The organism is Acuticoccus mangrovi (assembly GCF_016411865.1).
Classification (GTDB): domain Bacteria; phylum Pseudomonadota; class Alphaproteobacteria; order Rhizobiales; family Amorphaceae; genus Acuticoccus; species Acuticoccus mangrovi.
Genome location: NZ_JAEKJA010000006.1, coordinates 125,734 through 141,967, shown reverse-complemented (window position 1 = coordinate 141,967; position 16,234 = coordinate 125,734). Strand labels below are relative to the sequence as shown.

At 69.9% G+C, this 16,234-nt stretch carries 15 protein-coding genes; 5 read left to right on the top strand and 10 right to left on the bottom strand.

The features are described from left to right. Positions 1–255: 255 nt before the first annotated feature. The 7 genes from JCR33_RS08625 to JCR33_RS08595 all read right to left on the bottom strand — a co-directional run bounded on the left by JCR33_RS08625 (position 256) and on the right by JCR33_RS08595 (position 7,348). A complete protein-coding gene (locus JCR33_RS08625; protein WP_198881647.1) occupies positions 256–1,560 on the bottom strand; it encodes a TRAP transporter large permease in 1,305 nt (434 codons plus the stop codon). Next, a complete protein-coding gene (locus JCR33_RS08620) occupies positions 1,557–2,039 on the bottom strand; it encodes a TRAP transporter small permease (protein WP_211110166.1) in 483 nt (160 codons plus the stop codon). The genes JCR33_RS08625 and JCR33_RS08620 overlap by 4 nt, the downstream gene beginning before the upstream one ends. Positions 2,040–2,073: 34 nt before the next feature. Continuing rightward, positions 2,074–3,072, bottom strand: a complete 999-nt coding sequence (gene dctP, locus JCR33_RS08615) for a TRAP transporter substrate-binding protein DctP (RefSeq protein ID WP_198881645.1) — start codon at positions 3,070–3,072, stop codon at positions 2,074–2,076. Between the two features lie 44 nt (positions 3,073–3,116). Continuing rightward, entirely contained in the window at positions 3,117–4,541 is a 1,425-nt protein-coding gene (locus JCR33_RS08610; protein ID WP_198881644.1) for a CoA transferase, read from the bottom strand. A 1-nt stretch (position 4,542) separates the two neighbouring features. Further along, positions 4,543–5,475, bottom strand: coding sequence for an SMP-30/gluconolactonase/LRE family protein (locus tag JCR33_RS08605; protein ID WP_211110165.1), 933 nt, complete (start codon positions 5,473–5,475; stop codon positions 4,543–4,545). Continuing rightward, entirely contained in the window at positions 5,475–6,686 is a 1,212-nt protein-coding gene (locus JCR33_RS08600; RefSeq protein WP_198881643.1) for a CaiB/BaiF CoA transferase family protein, read from the bottom strand. The genes JCR33_RS08605 and JCR33_RS08600 overlap by 1 nt, the downstream gene beginning before the upstream one ends. Positions 6,687–6,892: 206 nt before the next feature. Next, positions 6,893–7,348 (bottom strand): MarR family winged helix-turn-helix transcriptional regulator, encoded by a 456-nt coding sequence (locus tag JCR33_RS08595; RefSeq protein ID WP_198881762.1) that lies wholly within the window; start codon positions 7,346–7,348, stop codon positions 6,893–6,895. Between the two features lie 75 nt (positions 7,349–7,423). Between JCR33_RS08595 and JCR33_RS08590 the strand changes: the two genes are divergently transcribed. Continuing rightward, positions 7,424–7,900: a VOC family protein gene (locus JCR33_RS08590; protein ID WP_198881642.1), complete on the top strand. Its 477-nt coding sequence runs from the start codon at positions 7,424–7,426 to the stop codon at positions 7,898–7,900. A 76-nt stretch (positions 7,901–7,976) separates the two neighbouring features. Here the strand turns inward: JCR33_RS08590 and JCR33_RS08585 are convergent, their stop codons facing one another. Both JCR33_RS08585 and JCR33_RS08580 read right to left on the bottom strand, forming a co-directional pair. Continuing rightward, positions 7,977–8,399: a GlcG/HbpS family heme-binding protein gene (locus JCR33_RS08585; protein WP_198881641.1), complete on the bottom strand. Its 423-nt coding sequence runs from the start codon at positions 8,397–8,399 to the stop codon at positions 7,977–7,979. Next, positions 8,399–10,549: a malate synthase G gene (locus tag JCR33_RS08580; RefSeq protein WP_198881640.1), complete on the bottom strand. Its 2,151-nt coding sequence runs from the start codon at positions 10,547–10,549 to the stop codon at positions 8,399–8,401. The genes JCR33_RS08585 and JCR33_RS08580 overlap by 1 nt, the downstream gene beginning before the upstream one ends. Before the next feature lie 95 nt (positions 10,550–10,644). Between JCR33_RS08580 and JCR33_RS08575 the strand changes: the two genes are divergently transcribed. After that, entirely contained in the window at positions 10,645–11,430 is a 786-nt protein-coding gene (locus JCR33_RS08575) for an IclR family transcriptional regulator (RefSeq protein WP_198881639.1), read from the top strand. A gap of 5 nt (positions 11,431–11,435) precedes the next feature. On the opposite strand, the gene JCR33_RS08570 is transcribed toward JCR33_RS08575, so the two are convergent. Continuing rightward, positions 11,436–12,641: an adenylate/guanylate cyclase domain-containing protein gene (locus JCR33_RS08570; protein WP_198881638.1), complete on the bottom strand. Its 1,206-nt coding sequence runs from the start codon at positions 12,639–12,641 to the stop codon at positions 11,436–11,438. 327 nt (positions 12,642–12,968) lie between these two features. Between JCR33_RS08570 and JCR33_RS25490 the strand changes: the two genes are divergently transcribed. From JCR33_RS25490 to JCR33_RS08555, 3 genes are all read left to right on the top strand, one after another. Next, complete coding sequence (locus tag JCR33_RS25490) at positions 12,969–14,435, top strand: xylulokinase (protein WP_198881637.1); 1,467 nt, start codon at positions 12,969–12,971, stop codon at positions 14,433–14,435. 77 nt (positions 14,436–14,512) lie between these two features. Continuing rightward, entirely contained in the window at positions 14,513–15,286 is a 774-nt protein-coding gene (locus tag JCR33_RS08560; RefSeq protein WP_198881636.1) for an SDR family NAD(P)-dependent oxidoreductase, read from the top strand. Beyond that, entirely contained in the window at positions 15,283–16,224 is a 942-nt protein-coding gene (locus JCR33_RS08555; protein WP_198881635.1) for an ABC transporter permease, read from the top strand. The genes JCR33_RS08560 and JCR33_RS08555 overlap by 4 nt, the downstream gene beginning before the upstream one ends. Positions 16,225–16,234 lie beyond the last annotated feature (10 nt).

Here is a 16,234-nt window from a genome sequence, read left to right as displayed (position 1 = left end):
TTGCAAATCTTACTGGTTCAACATCAGTCTCGACGTATTCGATAGACAGTCTGGCATGCGACCAAACGCAAAGTGGCCGCACGGGGGGCGTGCGGCCACGGTCTCGGCGGGCGGGGTGTTTCGCCGAGTGGTTCGATCGAAGCGGATCGAACCACTCGGCCTATTGTCTAATGGATCGACTTTTCCAGACATTCGAGTGGCTTGGGCCCACGCTCTCGAACCGAGAGGCGGGCCTCAAATGGCTCGGTCGATCCACTAGCGACTGGTGATGTTGCGAGGCAGGTAGGTCGCGATGTCGGGGAAGATCCACACCAGTGCCAGCGCCAGGAGCATCAGGAAGAAGAAGGGCACGACGCCGCGGATCACCTCCGGCAATCGCCCGTCCCAGATGCCCTGGATGACGAAGATGTTGATCCCGAGCGGCGGGGTGAGCTGGCCGATCTCGATGAGGATCACCATCATCACCCCGAACCACACGAGGTCGATGCCGAAGCCCGTCAGCACCGGATAGAGCACCGGCAGGGTGATCACCATGATGCCGATCGCCTCCACGAAGCAGCCCATCACCAGGAACAGCACCACGATGGCGAAAAGGAGCTGGGTCTTCGACAGGTCCATGCCGAGCAGGGTGTCGGTGAGGCGCTGGCCGAGCCCGTCGACGCTGACGGCATAGGCGAAGAAGTGGGCCGACAGGATGATGAACATCAGCGAGGCCGACGTGATCATCGCCGCACGGAGGCTCTCGCGCAGAACGGTGAAGTTGAACTTTCCCCAGATGGCGGCGATGAGGAGCGTCACCACGCAGCCGAACGCGGCCGCCTCCGTCGGCGTCACGATCCCCTGATAGATCGAGCCGAGCGTCAGGCCGATCAGCACCGCGAAGGGGAGAATGTCCGCCGCCGTGCGCCAGGAGAGTGCCGGAATGTGGTCGCCCTCCTCCACCGTCTCGCGCGGCGCCACCGACGGCACGAGAATGGCGCGGATGCCGATATAGAGCATGAACAGGCCGGCCATCATCAGGCCCGGGATCAGGCCGGCGAAGAAGAGCTGGGCCACCGAGGTCTCGGTGAAGGAGCCGTAGACGATCATGGCGATCGACGGCGGGATGAGGATGCCGAGCGTACCACCTGCGGCGAGGCTGCCGGCCGCCATCGGCCGCGAGTAGCCGCGGGCCAGGAGCTGCGGCATGGCGACGGAGCCGATGCCCGCCGCCGTCGCCACCGACGAGCCGGAGATGGCGGAGAACACGGCGCAGCCCGCGATGTTGGTCTGCAGGAGCCCGCCCGGCAGGAAGCGCACCATACGCGACAGACCGTCATAGACGCGGGTCGCGACGCCCGAGCGGATCAACAGCTCGGCGAGGAGGATGAACAGCGGGATCGCCGTCAGGGTGAAGGAGTTGGTCGCGTCCCAGGCGATGAAGCCGATGGCGTTCATCCCGAACGGACCCTGCACCAGGTAGATGTAGACGAGCGAGGTGAGGCCGATGGCGAACGGAATCCACAGTCCGCCGATCAGCATCACCCCGAAGAGGGCCATGGCGATGAGAATGTTGGTCACGATGCGGGATCCTGGATCGGGCGCACGAGCCGTTCGAGGATCGCGAGCAGCATGACGGCAAGGCCCAGCGGCATCGCGATCTGCACCAGCCAGACCGGGATCGCGTAGTAGCCCTCGGACACGACGCCACGGGTGAAGGACCGGGCGGTGTAGATGTAGAGGCGCCAGAACAGCACCGCCCCCACGCCGAAGGCGAGGAGATAGAGAAAGCGCTCATAGATGCGCTTCAAGCCCAACGGCAGCGCCGTCACGACATTTTCGAAGCGGAACAGGGCCCCCCGGCGGATCGCCGCCGAAAGGCCGAAGAAGGTGGCCGAAACGAGGAGATAGCCGGACACCTCGTCCGCGACGCGCAGGGACGTGTTGAACCCCTGACGCATCACGATCTCGGAAAACATGACGATCACCATTCCGGCGACGGCGATGTCGCCGATCGCCGCGGCGACGCCGAAGATGCCGTCGAGGATGCGTTTCAACATGCGCATGGTCGTTTCGGCCACCCGTGTCTCGATCTTACTTGCCGAGGGCTTTGCGGATCTCGGCCAGGACCGCCGGCGCGTCGCCGCCGGTGTTGGTCGCCCACTCTTCCCACACCGGCACCATGGCTTCCACCGCCGCCTTCTTGTCGGCGTCGCTGGCCGGGGTCACGGTCACGCCGGTCTCCTGGTGCTTCTTCGTCCAGGCGGGCTCCTCCTCGGCGAGCAGGCTGGAGGCGAGTTCACCAGCTTCCGCGCCGGCTTCGTCGAGCGCCGTCTGCACCGCGGGGGGCAGCATGTCGTAGAAGTCCTGGTTGACCATGTAGAAGGAGTCCACGGTCGACGTGTTGAGGCGATAGTTGGTCTCGACCAGCTCGGCAAGGGTGCGCGCGCCACCCGCGGAGGCGGTGATGAAGCCGTCGATCAGGTTGCGCTGGATCGCCGGCGCGATTTCCGCCGAGGGGATGGTGATCGGGAAGCCGCCGAAGGCTTCGACGAGCTTGCCCTGCTCGGCCGAGGTCACGCGGATCTTCTTGCCTTGGAGATCGGCGAGCGAGGTGATCGAGCCCACACCCCAGATCGTCTGCTCCGGATAGAGATAGTGGCCGATCATCTTCACGCCCTGGCGATCGAAGCCCTTCTTCATGTAGGGCTCGACGATCTTGTAGGCGGTCTCGTACTCGTCCGGCGTCTCGATGAGGGCCGGCAGACGCAGCACGCCGGCGATCGGCACAACGCCGAGATAATACTGGTTGTCCGCGAGCTGCACGACGCCGTCGCCCAGCGCCTGGGTGGTGTCGGACGCCTTGATCGACAGCGAGCCGGCGAGATTGATCTGGAAGGTGATGCTGCCGTCGGAGGCTTCTGCGACCTTGTCGACGATGTGCTGGAGACCGCGCACGCCCGGCTTCTCGGCGACGTTCAGGTAGGTCATCGCCTGATACGTGGCGGCGGACGCGATGCTGGCGCCGAACGCGAGCGGCAAGCCGACGCTCAGCGCGACGGCTGTCTTCAGGAGTGTGCGGCGATCAGTCATGGATTCCTCCAGTGCGTGTTGTTGTGTCGGTAGGCGGAAGTCGGTCAGGCAGCGAGCCACTCGGGCGGATGAGCGCCGATGGTGGTGGTGGGGCGCTCCCAGTAGGCGGGCGCCCCGGGCATGTCGAGCACCGGCTTGAGGTGCACGAGGTCGCCGTATGGCGTGTCGGTCTCGGTGCGGAAGGCGGCGAGCTCGGCCTCGGTCAGCGGCACCACGGGGCGCTCTTCGGGCAGGACGCCCTGGCGCAGGAGCATCATGCCGGCCTGGCAGAGCGACACGTCGACGTGCCAGCTGCCGCCTTCGTGCGCCCGGCGGGAGAGCGCGACGAGGGCGCCGTAGGCCCCGAGATAGCCCGTCATGTAGTCGCATGCCGGCACGGGGATGAGCTTCGGCGGACCATCGCCACCGTTGGCGGCGGCGATGCCGGTGACGACCTGCGCCACCTGCTCCCATCCGGCGCGGTCGGAGAACGGCCCGTCCGGCCCGAAGCAGGTGATCGACACCGACACCATGCCCGGCTTGATGCGGGCGAGGTCGTGGGGCCCGAAACCGCGCGCCTCCAGGACGCCGGGACGGTAGCCCTGCGAGAACACGTCGGCCCCCTCCACGAGGCGGGTGAGCGTCGCGCGCCCTTCGGCGGTCTCGAGGTCGGCGTAGGTTGAGCGCTTGCCGTGGCTCGTGTCGCGCACGTGCTGGGGGACCTGCGGCAGGTGAGGAGCGGTGACCATCAGGACGTCCGCCCCCTCCTCCGCCAGCGTGCGGGCGGCGACGGGGCCGGCGAGGATCCGCGTCAGGTCGAGCACGCGCACGCCGGAGAGGAGGCGAGCCCCCTCGCCGAGCGGGATCTTCGGCCCGTCGCCCACCCTCGTGATCCTCACGACCGGCATTGCCGCGAGGTGGGCGCCGTGCGGATGGGCGAGCCACTCGGCCTCGGTGCGCACCATGCCGCCGCAGGCGCGGGCGGCGGCGATCTCGTCCTCGAGCTCCAGCGCGTTGCGGCGGGCGACGGCGGCGACGATGTCGTCCACCTCGTCCTCGGCCTGGAGCACCCCGAGGACACGCGCCTTCAGGTGGTCGAGGTTGAGATGCGGGAGGAAATAGCGCCCGTCGGCCGTACGGAAGGGCTGCGTGCACTGCCGCATCTTGTCCATCCACGGATCCTGCGGGGCCTGGGTCAGCGCGCCGTCGCCGCCACGAATCGCGGCGAAGCGGTCGGCCATCAGGTTCGCCTCGAGGTGCCGGCGATTGATGGTGAAGGGCAGCCGCTTGCCGCGCGCATCCTCGTGGATGTCGGAGAGGACGATGCCGATGGCGCTCATGATCGAGGCGGCGGTCTCGCCGATCAGAAAGCGCGAGGGCAGAATGGTGTCGCCGGGCACGATCGTCACCTCGCCCGCAGGCGGGGCGGAGCGGTCGCGCAGAGCCATCAGCTCGTCGAAGGCGGCAGGGGCGGTTCCGTCGATTGTCATGCTACTCACCCGTGTGGGAATACATCGGCCGGCCCGCCACCGGCACCTCGGCGCGCAGCACGGTGCCCGTGTCCGACTCGGTCACGTAGACGTAGCGGTTCCCCTCCCCGCCGAACGCGATGTTGGTGGTGGTGAGACCCTTACCGCCGACGATGCGCCACTTGGGCTCGCCCATGGCGGAGAAACCCCACACGCAGCCGTTGCCGGCGTGGGCGATCCAAACGCCACCGCTCTCGTCGAGAGCGAGGCCGTCCGGCCCCGAAAGGCCACCGGAGAGCTGGATGAAGATGCCGACCTTCGACACCCCGCCGTCCGCCATCAGCGGCAGGCGCCAGACGGAGTTGCCGCGCGTCATCGCGACGAACAGCACGTCTTCCTTGAGGTTGAGGACGAGACCGTTGGGGCTCTGGCCGGTGTCGATCAGGAGGTCGAGCACCTCGCTCGCGGGATCATAGCGATAGACGCGCCCGTTGGGCATGTGCAGGCCGCTCTGGCCCTGGTCGGTGAAGTAGAGGCGGCCGGCGCTGTCGAAGACCAGATCGTTGCAGCCGCGGAAGTGCTCCGAATAGCGGTGGGTGAGGACTGGCTTCACCTCACCCGTCGCCGGATCGAGCCGCATGATGCCGTGGCGATAGTCGGCGAGCCAGGCGCTGCCGTCCGGATGAAGCTTCAGCCCGTTGGGCCAGCCGTCATACTCGGCGACGACGCTCCAGTCGCCGGACGGTGTCACCTTGAAGATGCGCCCGTAGGGAATGTCGGTGAGCCAGAGGTTGCCGTCCTTGTCGAACGACGGTCCTTCCAGGAAGCAGTCGAGCATGTGGCCCGGCTTGTTGGCGCGGGCCCAGTCGGGTGCCGTGTTCTTGATGCGCAGCGCATCGGGCACGCGGAAGAAGGGCTCGGCCTGGATCAATTCGGGTGGCGGGTAGAGGGACATCAGCGCTTCCTCGTCGACACGGAGATCACGCCGGCGTCGGTGAGCTCGGCGATCTCCTCGGCGGAGTAGCCGATGTCGGCGAGAAGCGCGGGTCCGTGCTCGCCGATGCCCGGCAGATCGGAATAGGCGTGCAGCCGCTCGCCGGAGAAGGCGACGGGAAGCGCCGGCACGACGATGGACTTGCCTTCGTCGAGGGTGACCTCGACGAGACCGTCGGACGCCTTGAGATGCGGGTCGTCGATCATCGCCTCGGGGGTTGCGACGTCGGCATGGGGGAGACCGGCGCGGGCGAGGCGATCGATGAGGTCCGCCTTGGTATAGCGCGCGAGGATCTCGGCGACGCGGGGGATCAGCGTCGGCCGCGCCGCGCAGCGCTTGGGGTTGGTGTCGAGATCGGGATCGGCAGCGAGCTCGGGAAGCTCGAACTCGTCGCAGAACTTGCGCCACTGGATGTCGGTGACGACGGAGGCGAACACCATCTCCCCGTCGGAGGTCTCGAAGATGTCGTAGATGCCCCACGCCGGCGAGCGCACCGACATCGGGTTGAGCTTCTGCCCGGTGATTTCCGCCTGGGCCATGTGCTGGCCGACGAGGAACACTGAATTCTCAAAGAGGCCGGAGGTGACGAACTCGCCCTTGCCGGTGGCGTCGCGACGGCGCAGCGCCGCGAGCGTCGCGATGGCGCCGAACATGCCGCCCATCACGTCGTTGACCGATGCGCCGGCCCGTAGCGGCCGACCCGGCAGGCCGGTCATGTAAGCAAGGCCCGTCATCATCTGCACCACCTCGTCGAGGGCGGTGCGGTCCTGGTAGGGTCCGTCGAGGAAGCCCTTGTGGGACACGTAGACGAGACGCGGGTTGCGCTCTGAGAGGGTTTCGTAGCCGAAGCCCGCACGGTCCATGGCGCCGGGACGGAAATTCTCGGCGAAGACGTCGGCGGTGTCGATCAGCTTCAGCACCGCCTCGCGGCCGGCCTCCGACTTGATGTCGACGGCGAGGCTCTTCTTGTTGCGGTTGTAGGTCGGGAAGAAGCCTGTGCCGGACCCCGTCAGCCGGCGCGTCTTGTCGCCCTCTCCGACGGGTTCGATCTTGATCACCTCGGCACCGAGGTCGGCGAGGACCAGCCCGCAGGTCGGACCCATCACCATGTGCGCGAACTCAACGACGCGAATGCCCGCAAGCGGCAAGCTCTGTTGCGCGTCGGACGCCATCTCGTCTCCTTCCCTCATCCGGATCGGACGATCCGGGGTCGGCCTTGTGCGGACGATCGCCGCCGGGCCTTATATGTCTGCTAGACGCACTATGCGTCCGCTATAAGCACCTAGCAGTGACGCCCCGACGCTGTCAACGCGATGCTCCGTTCGCGTTGTCGCGCCCTCGATCCGTCCCCATCGCGCACCCCTCGGCCGGGCGTGCGCTACAGGATCGCCCGCAGCGTCTGGCGAAGCGGCTCGCCGTCTCCCGCGCCGACGCCGGCGAGGAGCGCGTCGATCTCGGCGTGGGTCTCGCGCCAGATCGGCAGAGCCTCGGCGAGCAGCGCCCTCCCCGCGTCGGTGAGGGCGACGCGGCGCGAGCGACGATCCTTCTCGTCGGGCCGCATCTCCACCAGAGCGCGCCGCAGCAGCGGCTTCATCGCCGCCGTCAGGGTGGTGGAATCCATGGCGAGGACGCTCGCCACCTCGCCCATGCGTGGCGGCTGCGGACGATTGAGCGACATCAGCAAGGAGAACTGCCCGTTGGTGAGCCCCACCGGCTTCAACGCCGCGTCGAACCGGCGCGCCAGCGCGCGCGCCGCCCGCTGCAGGTGAAGACAGAGACAATGATCCCTCACGAAGAGCGTCGTCTCGAACGGAATCTCGGGTGCGGTTGACATCATGTCGCCATTATATTGATATCAATCTATATGAGCAAACGCCGGAGCAACCGGCACGGCAAGAGGGAGACCACCATGGCCGAGATGAACGACACGTCCGCCGCCCCGATCCACCCGGTCACGCCGCACCTCGTGTGCGCCGACGCGGCCGCGGCGATCGCCTTCTACGAGAAGGCCTTCGGCGCCGAGGAGGTCCGCCGCATCGAAGGCCAGAACGGGGCGATCATGCACGCGTTGCTGACGATCAACGGCTCGTCGGTGATGCTCGTCGACGAGGTCCCCGCGTGGGGCGCGCTCGGCCCGAAGACGCTGGGCGGCTCGCCGGTCACGATCCACCTCACCGTTCCCGACGCCGACGCGGCGGTCGCCCGGGCCGCCGAGGCCGGCGCCACCGTCAGGCTGCCGGTGTCCGAGATGTTCTGGGGCGACCGCTACGGCCTCGTCGAGGATCCGTTCGGCCATGCCTGGTCGATCGCGACGCCGGTGCGCGCGGTGAGCAACGAGGAGATCTACGAATTCCTCGCCAACAATCCCATGGAGTGCGGCGCTTAGAACCCGGCTCGGCGCGGCAGGAGCGGCGGATGCGCGATCCGCCGCTTTCTCGCCGGGCTCCAGAGTTCGCGGGCGGTCAGCGCGCGGCGAAGAAGGCCGCAAGGCCCGCCTCGGCCACCTCGCGGTCCTGCATCGGTGTGCCCGATGAGACGCCGATGCCGCCGACCACCACGTCGTCGACCACCACGGGCATGCCCCCGCCCACCACGATCAGCCGGCCCCCGACCGCGTTGGCGAGACCCCAAGCCGGGCCGCCGGGCTGACAGCCGGCGCCGATGTCGTGGGTCGCCGCGCGCGCCGCCGCCGCGGTGAACGCCTTGTCGATGGCGATGGTGATCGAGGTGATCTTCGCCCCGTCCATCCTCTCGAAGGCGATGAGGTGGCCGTCGTCGCAGGTGATGGCGATGTTCATCGGACGGCCGATCTCGCGCGCCTTGGCGGCCGCGCCTTCTATGAGGATGCGCGCGTCCGCGGCATCGAGCCGAGTGGTGGTGAGCATCAGACGGACTCCATCTTCTTCGCGGTACGGCGGTAGCGGTGCAGGATCGGCTCGGTGTAGCCCGACGGCTCCTTGGCGCCGTCGAGGATGAGAGCGCGCGTCGCCGCGAAGGCGGGACCGTCGTAGCCCGGCGCCATTGCCCGATAGGCGGGATCGCCGGCGTTCTGGGCGTCGACCTTCACCGCCATGCGGCGCAGCGCGTCGTCGACCTCCTCCTCGGTGATCACCCCGTGCATCAGCCAGTTGGCGAGGAGCTGGGCGGAGATGCGCAGGGTCGCGCGATCCTCCATCAGCCCCACGTCGTTGATGTCGGGCACCTTGGAGCAGCCGATGCCCTGGTCGACCCAGCGCACAACGTAGCCGAGCATCGACTGGGCGCTGTCGTCGAGGGCGCGCTTCACCGTCTCGCTCTCGAGGTTGCGGCCGGCGAGGAGGGGCGGCGTCAGAAGCACCGTCTTGGAGGCGGGGGCGCGCGAGGCGATCTCCTCCTGGCGGGCCTTCACGTCGACCTGATGGTAGTGCGTCGCGTGCAGCGTCGCCGCCGTCGGCGAAGGCACCCAGGCGGTGTTGGCGCCGGCCATCGGGTGGCCGATCTTCGCCTCCAGCATCTCGGCCATGGCGTCGGGCTTCGCCCACATGCCCTTACCGATCTGGCCGCGCCCGCGCATGCCGGCGGCAAGGCCCGCATCCACGTTGCCGTCCTCGTAGGCCTTCAGCCAGGGCGCGTCCTTCATCTCCGTCTTCGGGATGACCGGCCCCGCCTTCATCGCGGTGTGGATCTCGTCGCCGGTACGATCGAGGAAGCCGGTGTTGATGAACACCAGGCGGTCCTTGGTGGCGGCCATCGCCGCCAGAAGGTTCGCCGAGGTGCGGCGCTCCTCGTCCATCACGCCGAGCTTCACGGTGTTCTTCGGCAGGCCCAGGATCTCCTCGACGCGGCCATAGAGAGTGTCGGCGAAGGCGACCTCCTCCGGCCCGTGCATCTTGGGCTTGACCACGTAGACGGAGCCGGCGCGCGAGTTGCGCGGACCGGAGGTCTTGTTGAGGTCGTGCATCGCCGCGGCGACCGTCACGGCGGCGTCGAGCATGCCCTCGGGCGTCTCCTCGCCGTCGAGAAGCACCGCGTCGGTGGTCATGAGGTGGCCGACATTGCGCACCAGAAGCAGCGCGCGACCGGGCAGCGTCAGCGTGCCGCCGCCGACCGCGTCGAGCGTCACGTCCGGGTTGAGCCGGCGCGTCATCATGCGGCCACCCTTCTCGAAGGTCTCCTCGAGGTCGCCGTTCATGAGGCCGAGCCAGTTGCGATAGACGAGCACCTTGTCCTCGGCATCGACCGCCGCGACCGAATCCTCGCAGTCCTGGATGGCGGTGATCGCGGCCTCGAGCACCACGTCGGCGAGCCCCGCGGGATGGGCCGCCCCCACCGGGCCCGAGGGGTCCACCACGAGCTCGACGTGGAGATTGTGGTGGGCGAGCACATACCCGGTCCGCCCGCCGTCCGTCCGGCTGCCGACGAAGCCCGCCGGATCGGCGAGCGGCACGGTGCCCGCCTTCGTGTCGGCGACGAAGGCGTCGCCGTCGCGCCGATAGGCGGTCACGTCGGCGTGGGAGGCACCTTCGAGCGGCACGGCACGGTCGAGAAAATCCGCCGCCCAGGCGACGGCCTCGGCGCCCCGCTGCGGATCGTAGCCCGGGCCCTTCGGCGCGCCGGGCAGCGCGTCGGTGCCGTAGAGCGCATCGTAGAGGCTGCCCCAGCGGGCGTTGGCGGCGTTGAGCGCGAAGCGGGCGTTCGACACCGGCACCACGAGCTGCGGCCCGGCGATCTCGCAGATCTCGGGGTCGACATTCTCGGTGCCGATGGTGAAGGGGGCGGGCTCGGGCACCAGATAGCCGATCTCCTTCAGGAAGGCGATCTCGGCCGCGGTGTCGTAGGGCTGGCCGACCCGCGCGGCGTGCCATTCGTCGATCGCCGCCTGGAGGCGGTCGCGCTCGGCGAGGAGACGGCGGTTCTCGGGCACCAGATCGCGCAGAAGGGCCGCGTAGCCGCGCCAAAAGTCGTCGGCTGAAACGCCCGTCAGCACCTCGTTCTCGATCAGCGCCGCAAGCGGCGCGGCCACGCTGAGGCCGTGGCGGTCCACATAGTCGGTCATGGCCGTCCTTTCTGGTTTTGGTCGGTGGTAACGCACGCGCCGGCGTTGTGCATCGGCGATGGAAATGTTTTCCATCATGCGGAAAGGAGATGCCGATGACGGAAGCAAAGGGCGGCGTGCAGTCGGTGGGACGGGCGCTGACGCTGTTGAGCCTGCTCGGCCGGACGGAGGAAGGTATGCGCGTCTCCACCCTCGCGCGTGAGGCGGGGCTCGCCGTCTCCACCACCCATCGCCTCCTCACCACGCTGGAGCAGCACGGCTTCGCCCAGTTCGACCCCGATGCCGCGCTGTGGAATGTCGGCCGCGAGGCGTTCGCCGTGGGGGCCGCCTTCGGCCGACGCCGCAACTTCGTGGCCCCGGCGCTGCCGCACCTGCGCCGTCTGCGCGACGCGACCCGCGAGACGGCCAATCTCGGCGTCTTGGAGGGCGGCCGCCTCGTCACGGTGAGCCAGGTGGAAAGCCGGGAGATCATGCGGGCGATCTCGCCGCCGGGCGGCGTGGTGCCGGCCTTCTGCTCCGGCATGGGCAAGGCGATCCTTGCCACCTGGCCCGATGCGGAGGTGAGCGACTTCATCGCCCGCCACGGCCTCGGCGCGATGACGGCGAAGAGCCTCGTCGAGGACGGCGCGGCGATGGCCGACATCGCCGCGACCCGCGCCCGCGGCTACGCGGTGGACGACGAGGAATATCTCGCGGGGCTGCGCTGCATCGCGGCCGCCGTGTTCTCGCCGCAGGGCGAGGCGGTGTGCGCCATCTCGGTGTCGGGCCTTGCGATGCGCCTCACGGCGGAGCGGGTGCCCGAGATCGGCGCCCGCGTGATCGCCGCGGCCGCGGACCTCACCGCGAGCCTCGGCGGCGAGCCGGCGACCCCTCCCGCCTGACGCGCTCAGCCGGATTTGAGCGCCGGATCGAGCGTGAAGAGGTGCTGCGCCTCGCCGACCCCGCGCAGCACGAAGCGGCCGGCCGAGACGAAGCGCTCGCGAAGGTCCGCGGCCAGCGCGTCGTGGAAGGCCTCCGACACCAGAAGATCGCGGTCGACCGAGCGCGACATCGCGGCGATGCGGCTCACCTCGTTCACCGCCGGTCCGACAACGGTGAAGTCGAGCCTCTCGCGGGCGCCGATGTTGCCGTAGTAGACCTCGCCCACATGGAGGGCGACGTAGGCGGAGGTGGCGGGCTTACCCTCCGTCCGGCGCGCCGCCGACACCTCGCGCACGAGGCCGCGGAAGTGAGCCTCCGCGTCGAGCGCCCGGCGCGCGCAGTCCGCCCGGTCGCCGTCGCGGAACACGGCGAGCACGCCGTCGCCGATGAACTTCAGCGTCTCGCCGCCCGCCCCGTGCACGGCGGTGATCGCCGCCGCGGCGTAGGCGTTGAGGAGCGGGATGAGCTCGGTCGGGTCCGCCCGCTCGGCGATCTGGGTGTAGCCGCGCAGGTCGGAGAACCAGAGCACCGTGTCGATCCGCTCGGCGAGGCCGCGCAGGATGCTGCCGTGCAGCACCGTCCGCGCCGCGCCATGGCCGAGATAGACGTGCGCCAGCGTGCGCGCCACCCGCGCGAGGGCGAGCGACTTCAAGGCGAGCGCCAGCGCCGGAACGAGACGGCGCAGGCGCGCGAGCCCCGCCTCGGAAAAGCCTCCCTCGGCGCGCGTCGCGAAGTGCAGGAAGACGCCGTCCATCTCGCCGATCACCGTGTCGTCGGGGATGCGGCAGACGTGGGCGACGTAGTCGGTCATCCCCTCCTCGGCGAGGCTTTCGAGCATCCGCGAGGCGGTCCGCTCCCCCTCGCCGAGCCGCACCCGCATCTCGCCACCGCCGGCTTCGTAGAGGGTGAAGAAGGGCGTGCGCTGCCAGGCGTCCTGCCCCTCCCCCTCCCGGGTGCTGCCATATTCGAAGCCGTAGGCCGGCGCGTCGTCCCGCCAGGCGGCGCCACGGCCTTCGAGGCTGGGGTCGAGCATGTCGACGAACACCGTGCTGCGGGCGAGCGGCAGGCCCGCCGCGATGCAGCGCTCGCAGAAGCCTTCCAGAAGGGCGACCTCGGCCGTGCCGGCGAGCCCCTCGCGCACCAGCCAGTCGAGCACCGCATCCTCACGCATGCCGTCCGCCCCGTCCGCCATGGCGGTGCCGAGCCCCCTTCGTGTCGCCCATCCCTTCCCAGATCCCGCCTCGATGCTCAACCTCCGGGGCGTCTCTTCGTTCGCCCGGGCTCGCCTCGGCGAGGTTTCGCTCGGCTGGGGCGGGGGTCGCGGCGCGCAGCCGCACCGCGACGGTGCGGCCGTGGAAATCTGGCCTGTCGGGTTGCAACATCGTAAGGTCGGGCGCCACCGTCCGCCCCTCCGACCCCGACGGAGCGTCATGCCAGCGTTCGTCCCCCCGCCGCGCTCCGGCATGTCGTCCGCCATCCCGCCCAAGGCCGCGCCCCTGTGAACACCATCCTCGCCGTCGATCTCGGCGGCTCCGGCATGAAGGCCGCCCTCTTCGGCGACGACGGCGCCATCCTCGCCGAAGCGAGCGCCGCCCTCGCGTTCGACGAGGACGGCAGCGGGCGCTCGGAGGCCGACGTCGGCAGGTGGTGGGCCGCCCTCGGGGAGGTCGCGGAGCGCCTCGGCGCCGAGGCGGATCTTGCCGCCGTCACGGCCGTCGCGGTCTGCGGCCTCACCCGGACCCAAGTGCTCCTCGACGGCGACGGCGCGGTGCTGCGTCCCGCGATCGGCTTTCGCGACGCGCGCGCCGGCGACGTGCTGCGCGAGGCGCTCGCCGGCGTCGACCATCCGGGCACGGCCGGCCTCAATCCCTTCCACCCCCTCGCCCGGCTCCTGTGGGTGCGCGCCCACGAGCCATCGACTTGGGCCGCCACGCGGCTGGTGCTCGAGCCGAAAGACGCGATCAACTTCGCCCTCACCGGCACCGCACGCTCCGACGCCATCTCGATGCACCAGCTCCTCGGCGTCATGCGCGGCGACGACCCGCTCGGCCCGCGCCTCGGCATCGCCTCGTCGATCCTGCCGCCGATCGGCACGCCCACCGACGTCGTCGGCACCGTCCGGCCGGGCCTGCCGGGCGCGCTCGGCCGGCTCGCCGGCGCACGCGTCCTCTCAGGCTCCAACGACACCTGGACCGCCGTCGCCGGCCTCGGCGCGCTGACGCCCGGGCGCGCCTACTGCATCTCCGGCTCCTCGGAGGTGTTCGGCCTCATCGCCGACCGCGCCGCCCCGGCCGAAGGGCTGATCACCCTGCCTTGGGGCGCCGGCATGTGGCAGATCGGCGGGCCGGGGCAGAACGGGGCGAACGCCCTCGCCTTCATCGTCGACCGCCTCGCGCCGGGCGAGGCGCCCTTCGCCGACCGACTCGCCGCGCTCCTCGCGCAGCCCGTGAGCCCCGAGCCGCTCCTCTTCCTGCCCTTCCTCCACGGCGAGCGCGTGCCCCATTGGGACGCCGATCTGCGCGCCGCCTTCGTCGGCCTCTCGGCGAGCCACGGGCCCGGCGACATGGTGCGGGCGGTGATGGAGGGGGTCGCGTTCGTCAACCGCACCGTGCTCGGGCGCGCCGAGGCGGCGACGGGCTGCCGCGCCGACGAGGTGCGCATCGCCGGCGGCGGCGCCCTTTCCGACACCTGGAGCCAGATCCGCGCCGACGTGCTCGGCCGCCCGGTGCGCACCTTCGGAGGCCGCGAGATGGGGCTCGCCGGCGCATTCGCCATCGCCCGCGTCGGCCTCGGCCTCGCCCCCTCGCTCGCGGCGGCGGCGGACCGTTCCGGCGACAGCACCCTCTTCGCCCCCTCGCCGGAGGCGATGCGGCGCGCCGACGCCCTCTTCCCGCTCTTCGGCAAGGCCCACGACCGCCTCGCCGACCTCTCCCGCCGTCTCGCGCGCTTCGACGACGCACGCTAACATTGCCGCCACGACCCGAGGACGTTCCCGATGCCCCATCACCCCGCCTCTCCCGTCTCCATTCCGCAGAGAGCGGCGTGAGCGAGACCCCCGTCGCCATCCTGACCGGCGCCAACGGCGGCATCGGCGCGGCCACCGCGGTGGCGCTGCGGCGAGACGGATGGCGCGTCTTCGCCACCGGCCTCGCCGAGCCCGCCCCGCCCGAGGGAACCCTCGGCGAGGACGACGTCTTCGTGCCCCACGATCTCGCCGACCGCGCCGCGCCCGAGGCGATCGTCGCCGACGCCCTCGGCCGGTTCGGCCGCGTCGACGGGCTCGTCCACTGCGCCGGCACCTCCCACGTCGCCGGCTTTCCCGACCAGGAGGACGCCGACTGGGACCGCGTGATGGACATCAACATCGGCTCGGCCCACCGCATGGCGCGTGCCGTGGCGCGGGCGCTGATCGCCGGCGGGCGCGGCGGGGCGATGGTGTTCATCTCCTCCATCGCCTGGCTCTCCGGCGGCGCCAACCCCGCCTACGGCGCCGCGAAGGGCGGGGTCAACACGATGGTGTTCAACATCGCCCAGACGCTCGGCCCCCACGGCGGGCGGGCGAATGCCATCGCCCCCGGCATCATCGCGACCAACATGTTGCGCGGCGCCTTCCCGGGCGAGGCTTTCGGAAAGCTGGAGAAGGCGGCGTCGGCCCGCACCCCGCTGCGCCGGCTCGGCGAGCCGGAGGACGTCGCCGAGGTCGCGGCTTTTCTGATGTCGCCCCGCGCCGCCTTCGTCACCGGGGCGGTGATCCCTGTCACCGGCGGGCTGGAGCTCATCCCGCCGATCGGCCAGATGGCGAGAAGCGGATCGTGAAGACCATCATCGCGAAGTATGGAACGGCGATCACGGGGCTCGTCATCCTCGTGGTGCTGATCCTCTTCGCCCGCAACTTCGCGTCGAGCGCCAACATGCTCAACGTATTGAAGAATACGAGCTTTCTCACCATCCTCGCGGTCGGCTTCACGTTCGCCCTCATCACCTCCGAGCTCGACCTCTCCTTCGCCAACATCGCGAGCCTCGCGGCGGTGGTGACGGGTGGCATGATCTATTCCGGCATCGCCTGGCCGCTCGCCGCCCTCGCGGGGCTCGCCGTCGGCCTCGTCGCCGGCTACGTCAACGGCCTCGTGGTGACGGTCGCCAAGGTCCCCTCGCTGATCGCGACCCTCGGCACCGCCTCGATAGCCGGCGGCCTCGCCTTCATGCTGACGGGCGGCGTCGCCTTCGTGGGGCGGTGGGATCCGGTGTTCCTGTCGCTCGCACGCGGCAAGGTGGGGCCGGTGCCGGTGCTCATCTTCTTCATGGCGGCGGTGGTGATCGCGGGATGGTTCGTGTCGCGCAAGACGCCGCTCGGGGTGCACATGCTCGCAACCGGCGAGGCGACCGAGGCGGCGCACCGGGCCGGCATCGCGACGCGGCGCATGAAGCGCATCGGCCTCACCCTGTCGGGCCTCGCGGCGGGGATCGCCGCCGTCCTCCTCGTCGCGAGCCTCTCCTCGGCGGCCCCGCAGATGGCCGGCGACTATCTCCTCAACGCCATCGCCGCCGTCCTCCTCGGCATGACGATGTTCGAGCCGGGCCGGCCCAACATCGCCGGCACTTTCGTGGGCGCGCTGATCATCAGCGTGCTCGACAACGGCCTCGTCCTCCTCGGCGCGCCCTATTATCTCCAGGACATCATGCTCGGGCTGATCGTGATCGGCTCCGTCAGCGTCTCGGCGAGCGTCCTCAAGAAGGCGGCCTTCTCGGTATGATGACCCACCC

Excerpts from the sequence above, each read along its gene's own strand:
- JCR33_RS08570 (WP_198881638.1), bottom strand. The coding sequence starts at position 12,641 with ATGCGTGAGGATGCGGTGCTCGACTGGCTGGTGCGCGAGGGGCTCGCC.
- JCR33_RS08580 (WP_198881640.1), bottom strand. The coding sequence starts at position 10,549 with ATGACCGACTATGTGGACCGCCACGGCCTCAGCGTGGCCGCGCCGCTT.
- JCR33_RS08590 (WP_198881642.1), top strand. The coding sequence starts at position 7,424 with ATGGCCGAGATGAACGACACGTCCGCCGCCCCGATCCACCCGGTCACG.
- JCR33_RS08620 (WP_211110166.1), bottom strand. The coding sequence starts at position 2,039 with ATGTTGAAACGCATCCTCGACGGCATCTTCGGCGTCGCCGCGGCGATC.
- JCR33_RS08600 (WP_198881643.1), bottom strand. The coding sequence starts at position 6,686 with ATGGCGTCCGACGCGCAACAGAGCTTGCCGCTTGCGGGCATTCGCGTC.
- JCR33_RS08595 (WP_198881762.1), bottom strand. The coding sequence starts at position 7,348 with ATGTCAACCGCACCCGAGATTCCGTTCGAGACGACGCTCTTCGTGAGG.
- JCR33_RS08610 (WP_198881644.1), bottom strand. The coding sequence starts at position 4,541 with ATGACAATCGACGGAACCGCCCCTGCCGCCTTCGACGAGCTGATGGCT.
- JCR33_RS08585 (WP_198881641.1), bottom strand. The coding sequence starts at position 8,399 with ATGCTCACCACCACTCGGCTCGATGCCGCGGACGCGCGCATCCTCATA.
- JCR33_RS08605 (WP_211110165.1), bottom strand. The coding sequence starts at position 5,475 with ATGTCCCTCTACCCGCCACCCGAATTGATCCAGGCCGAGCCCTTCTTC.
- JCR33_RS08575 (WP_198881639.1), top strand. The coding sequence starts at position 10,645 with ATGACGGAAGCAAAGGGCGGCGTGCAGTCGGTGGGACGGGCGCTGACG.
- dctP (WP_198881645.1), bottom strand. The coding sequence starts at position 3,072 with ATGACTGATCGCCGCACACTCCTGAAGACAGCCGTCGCGCTGAGCGTC.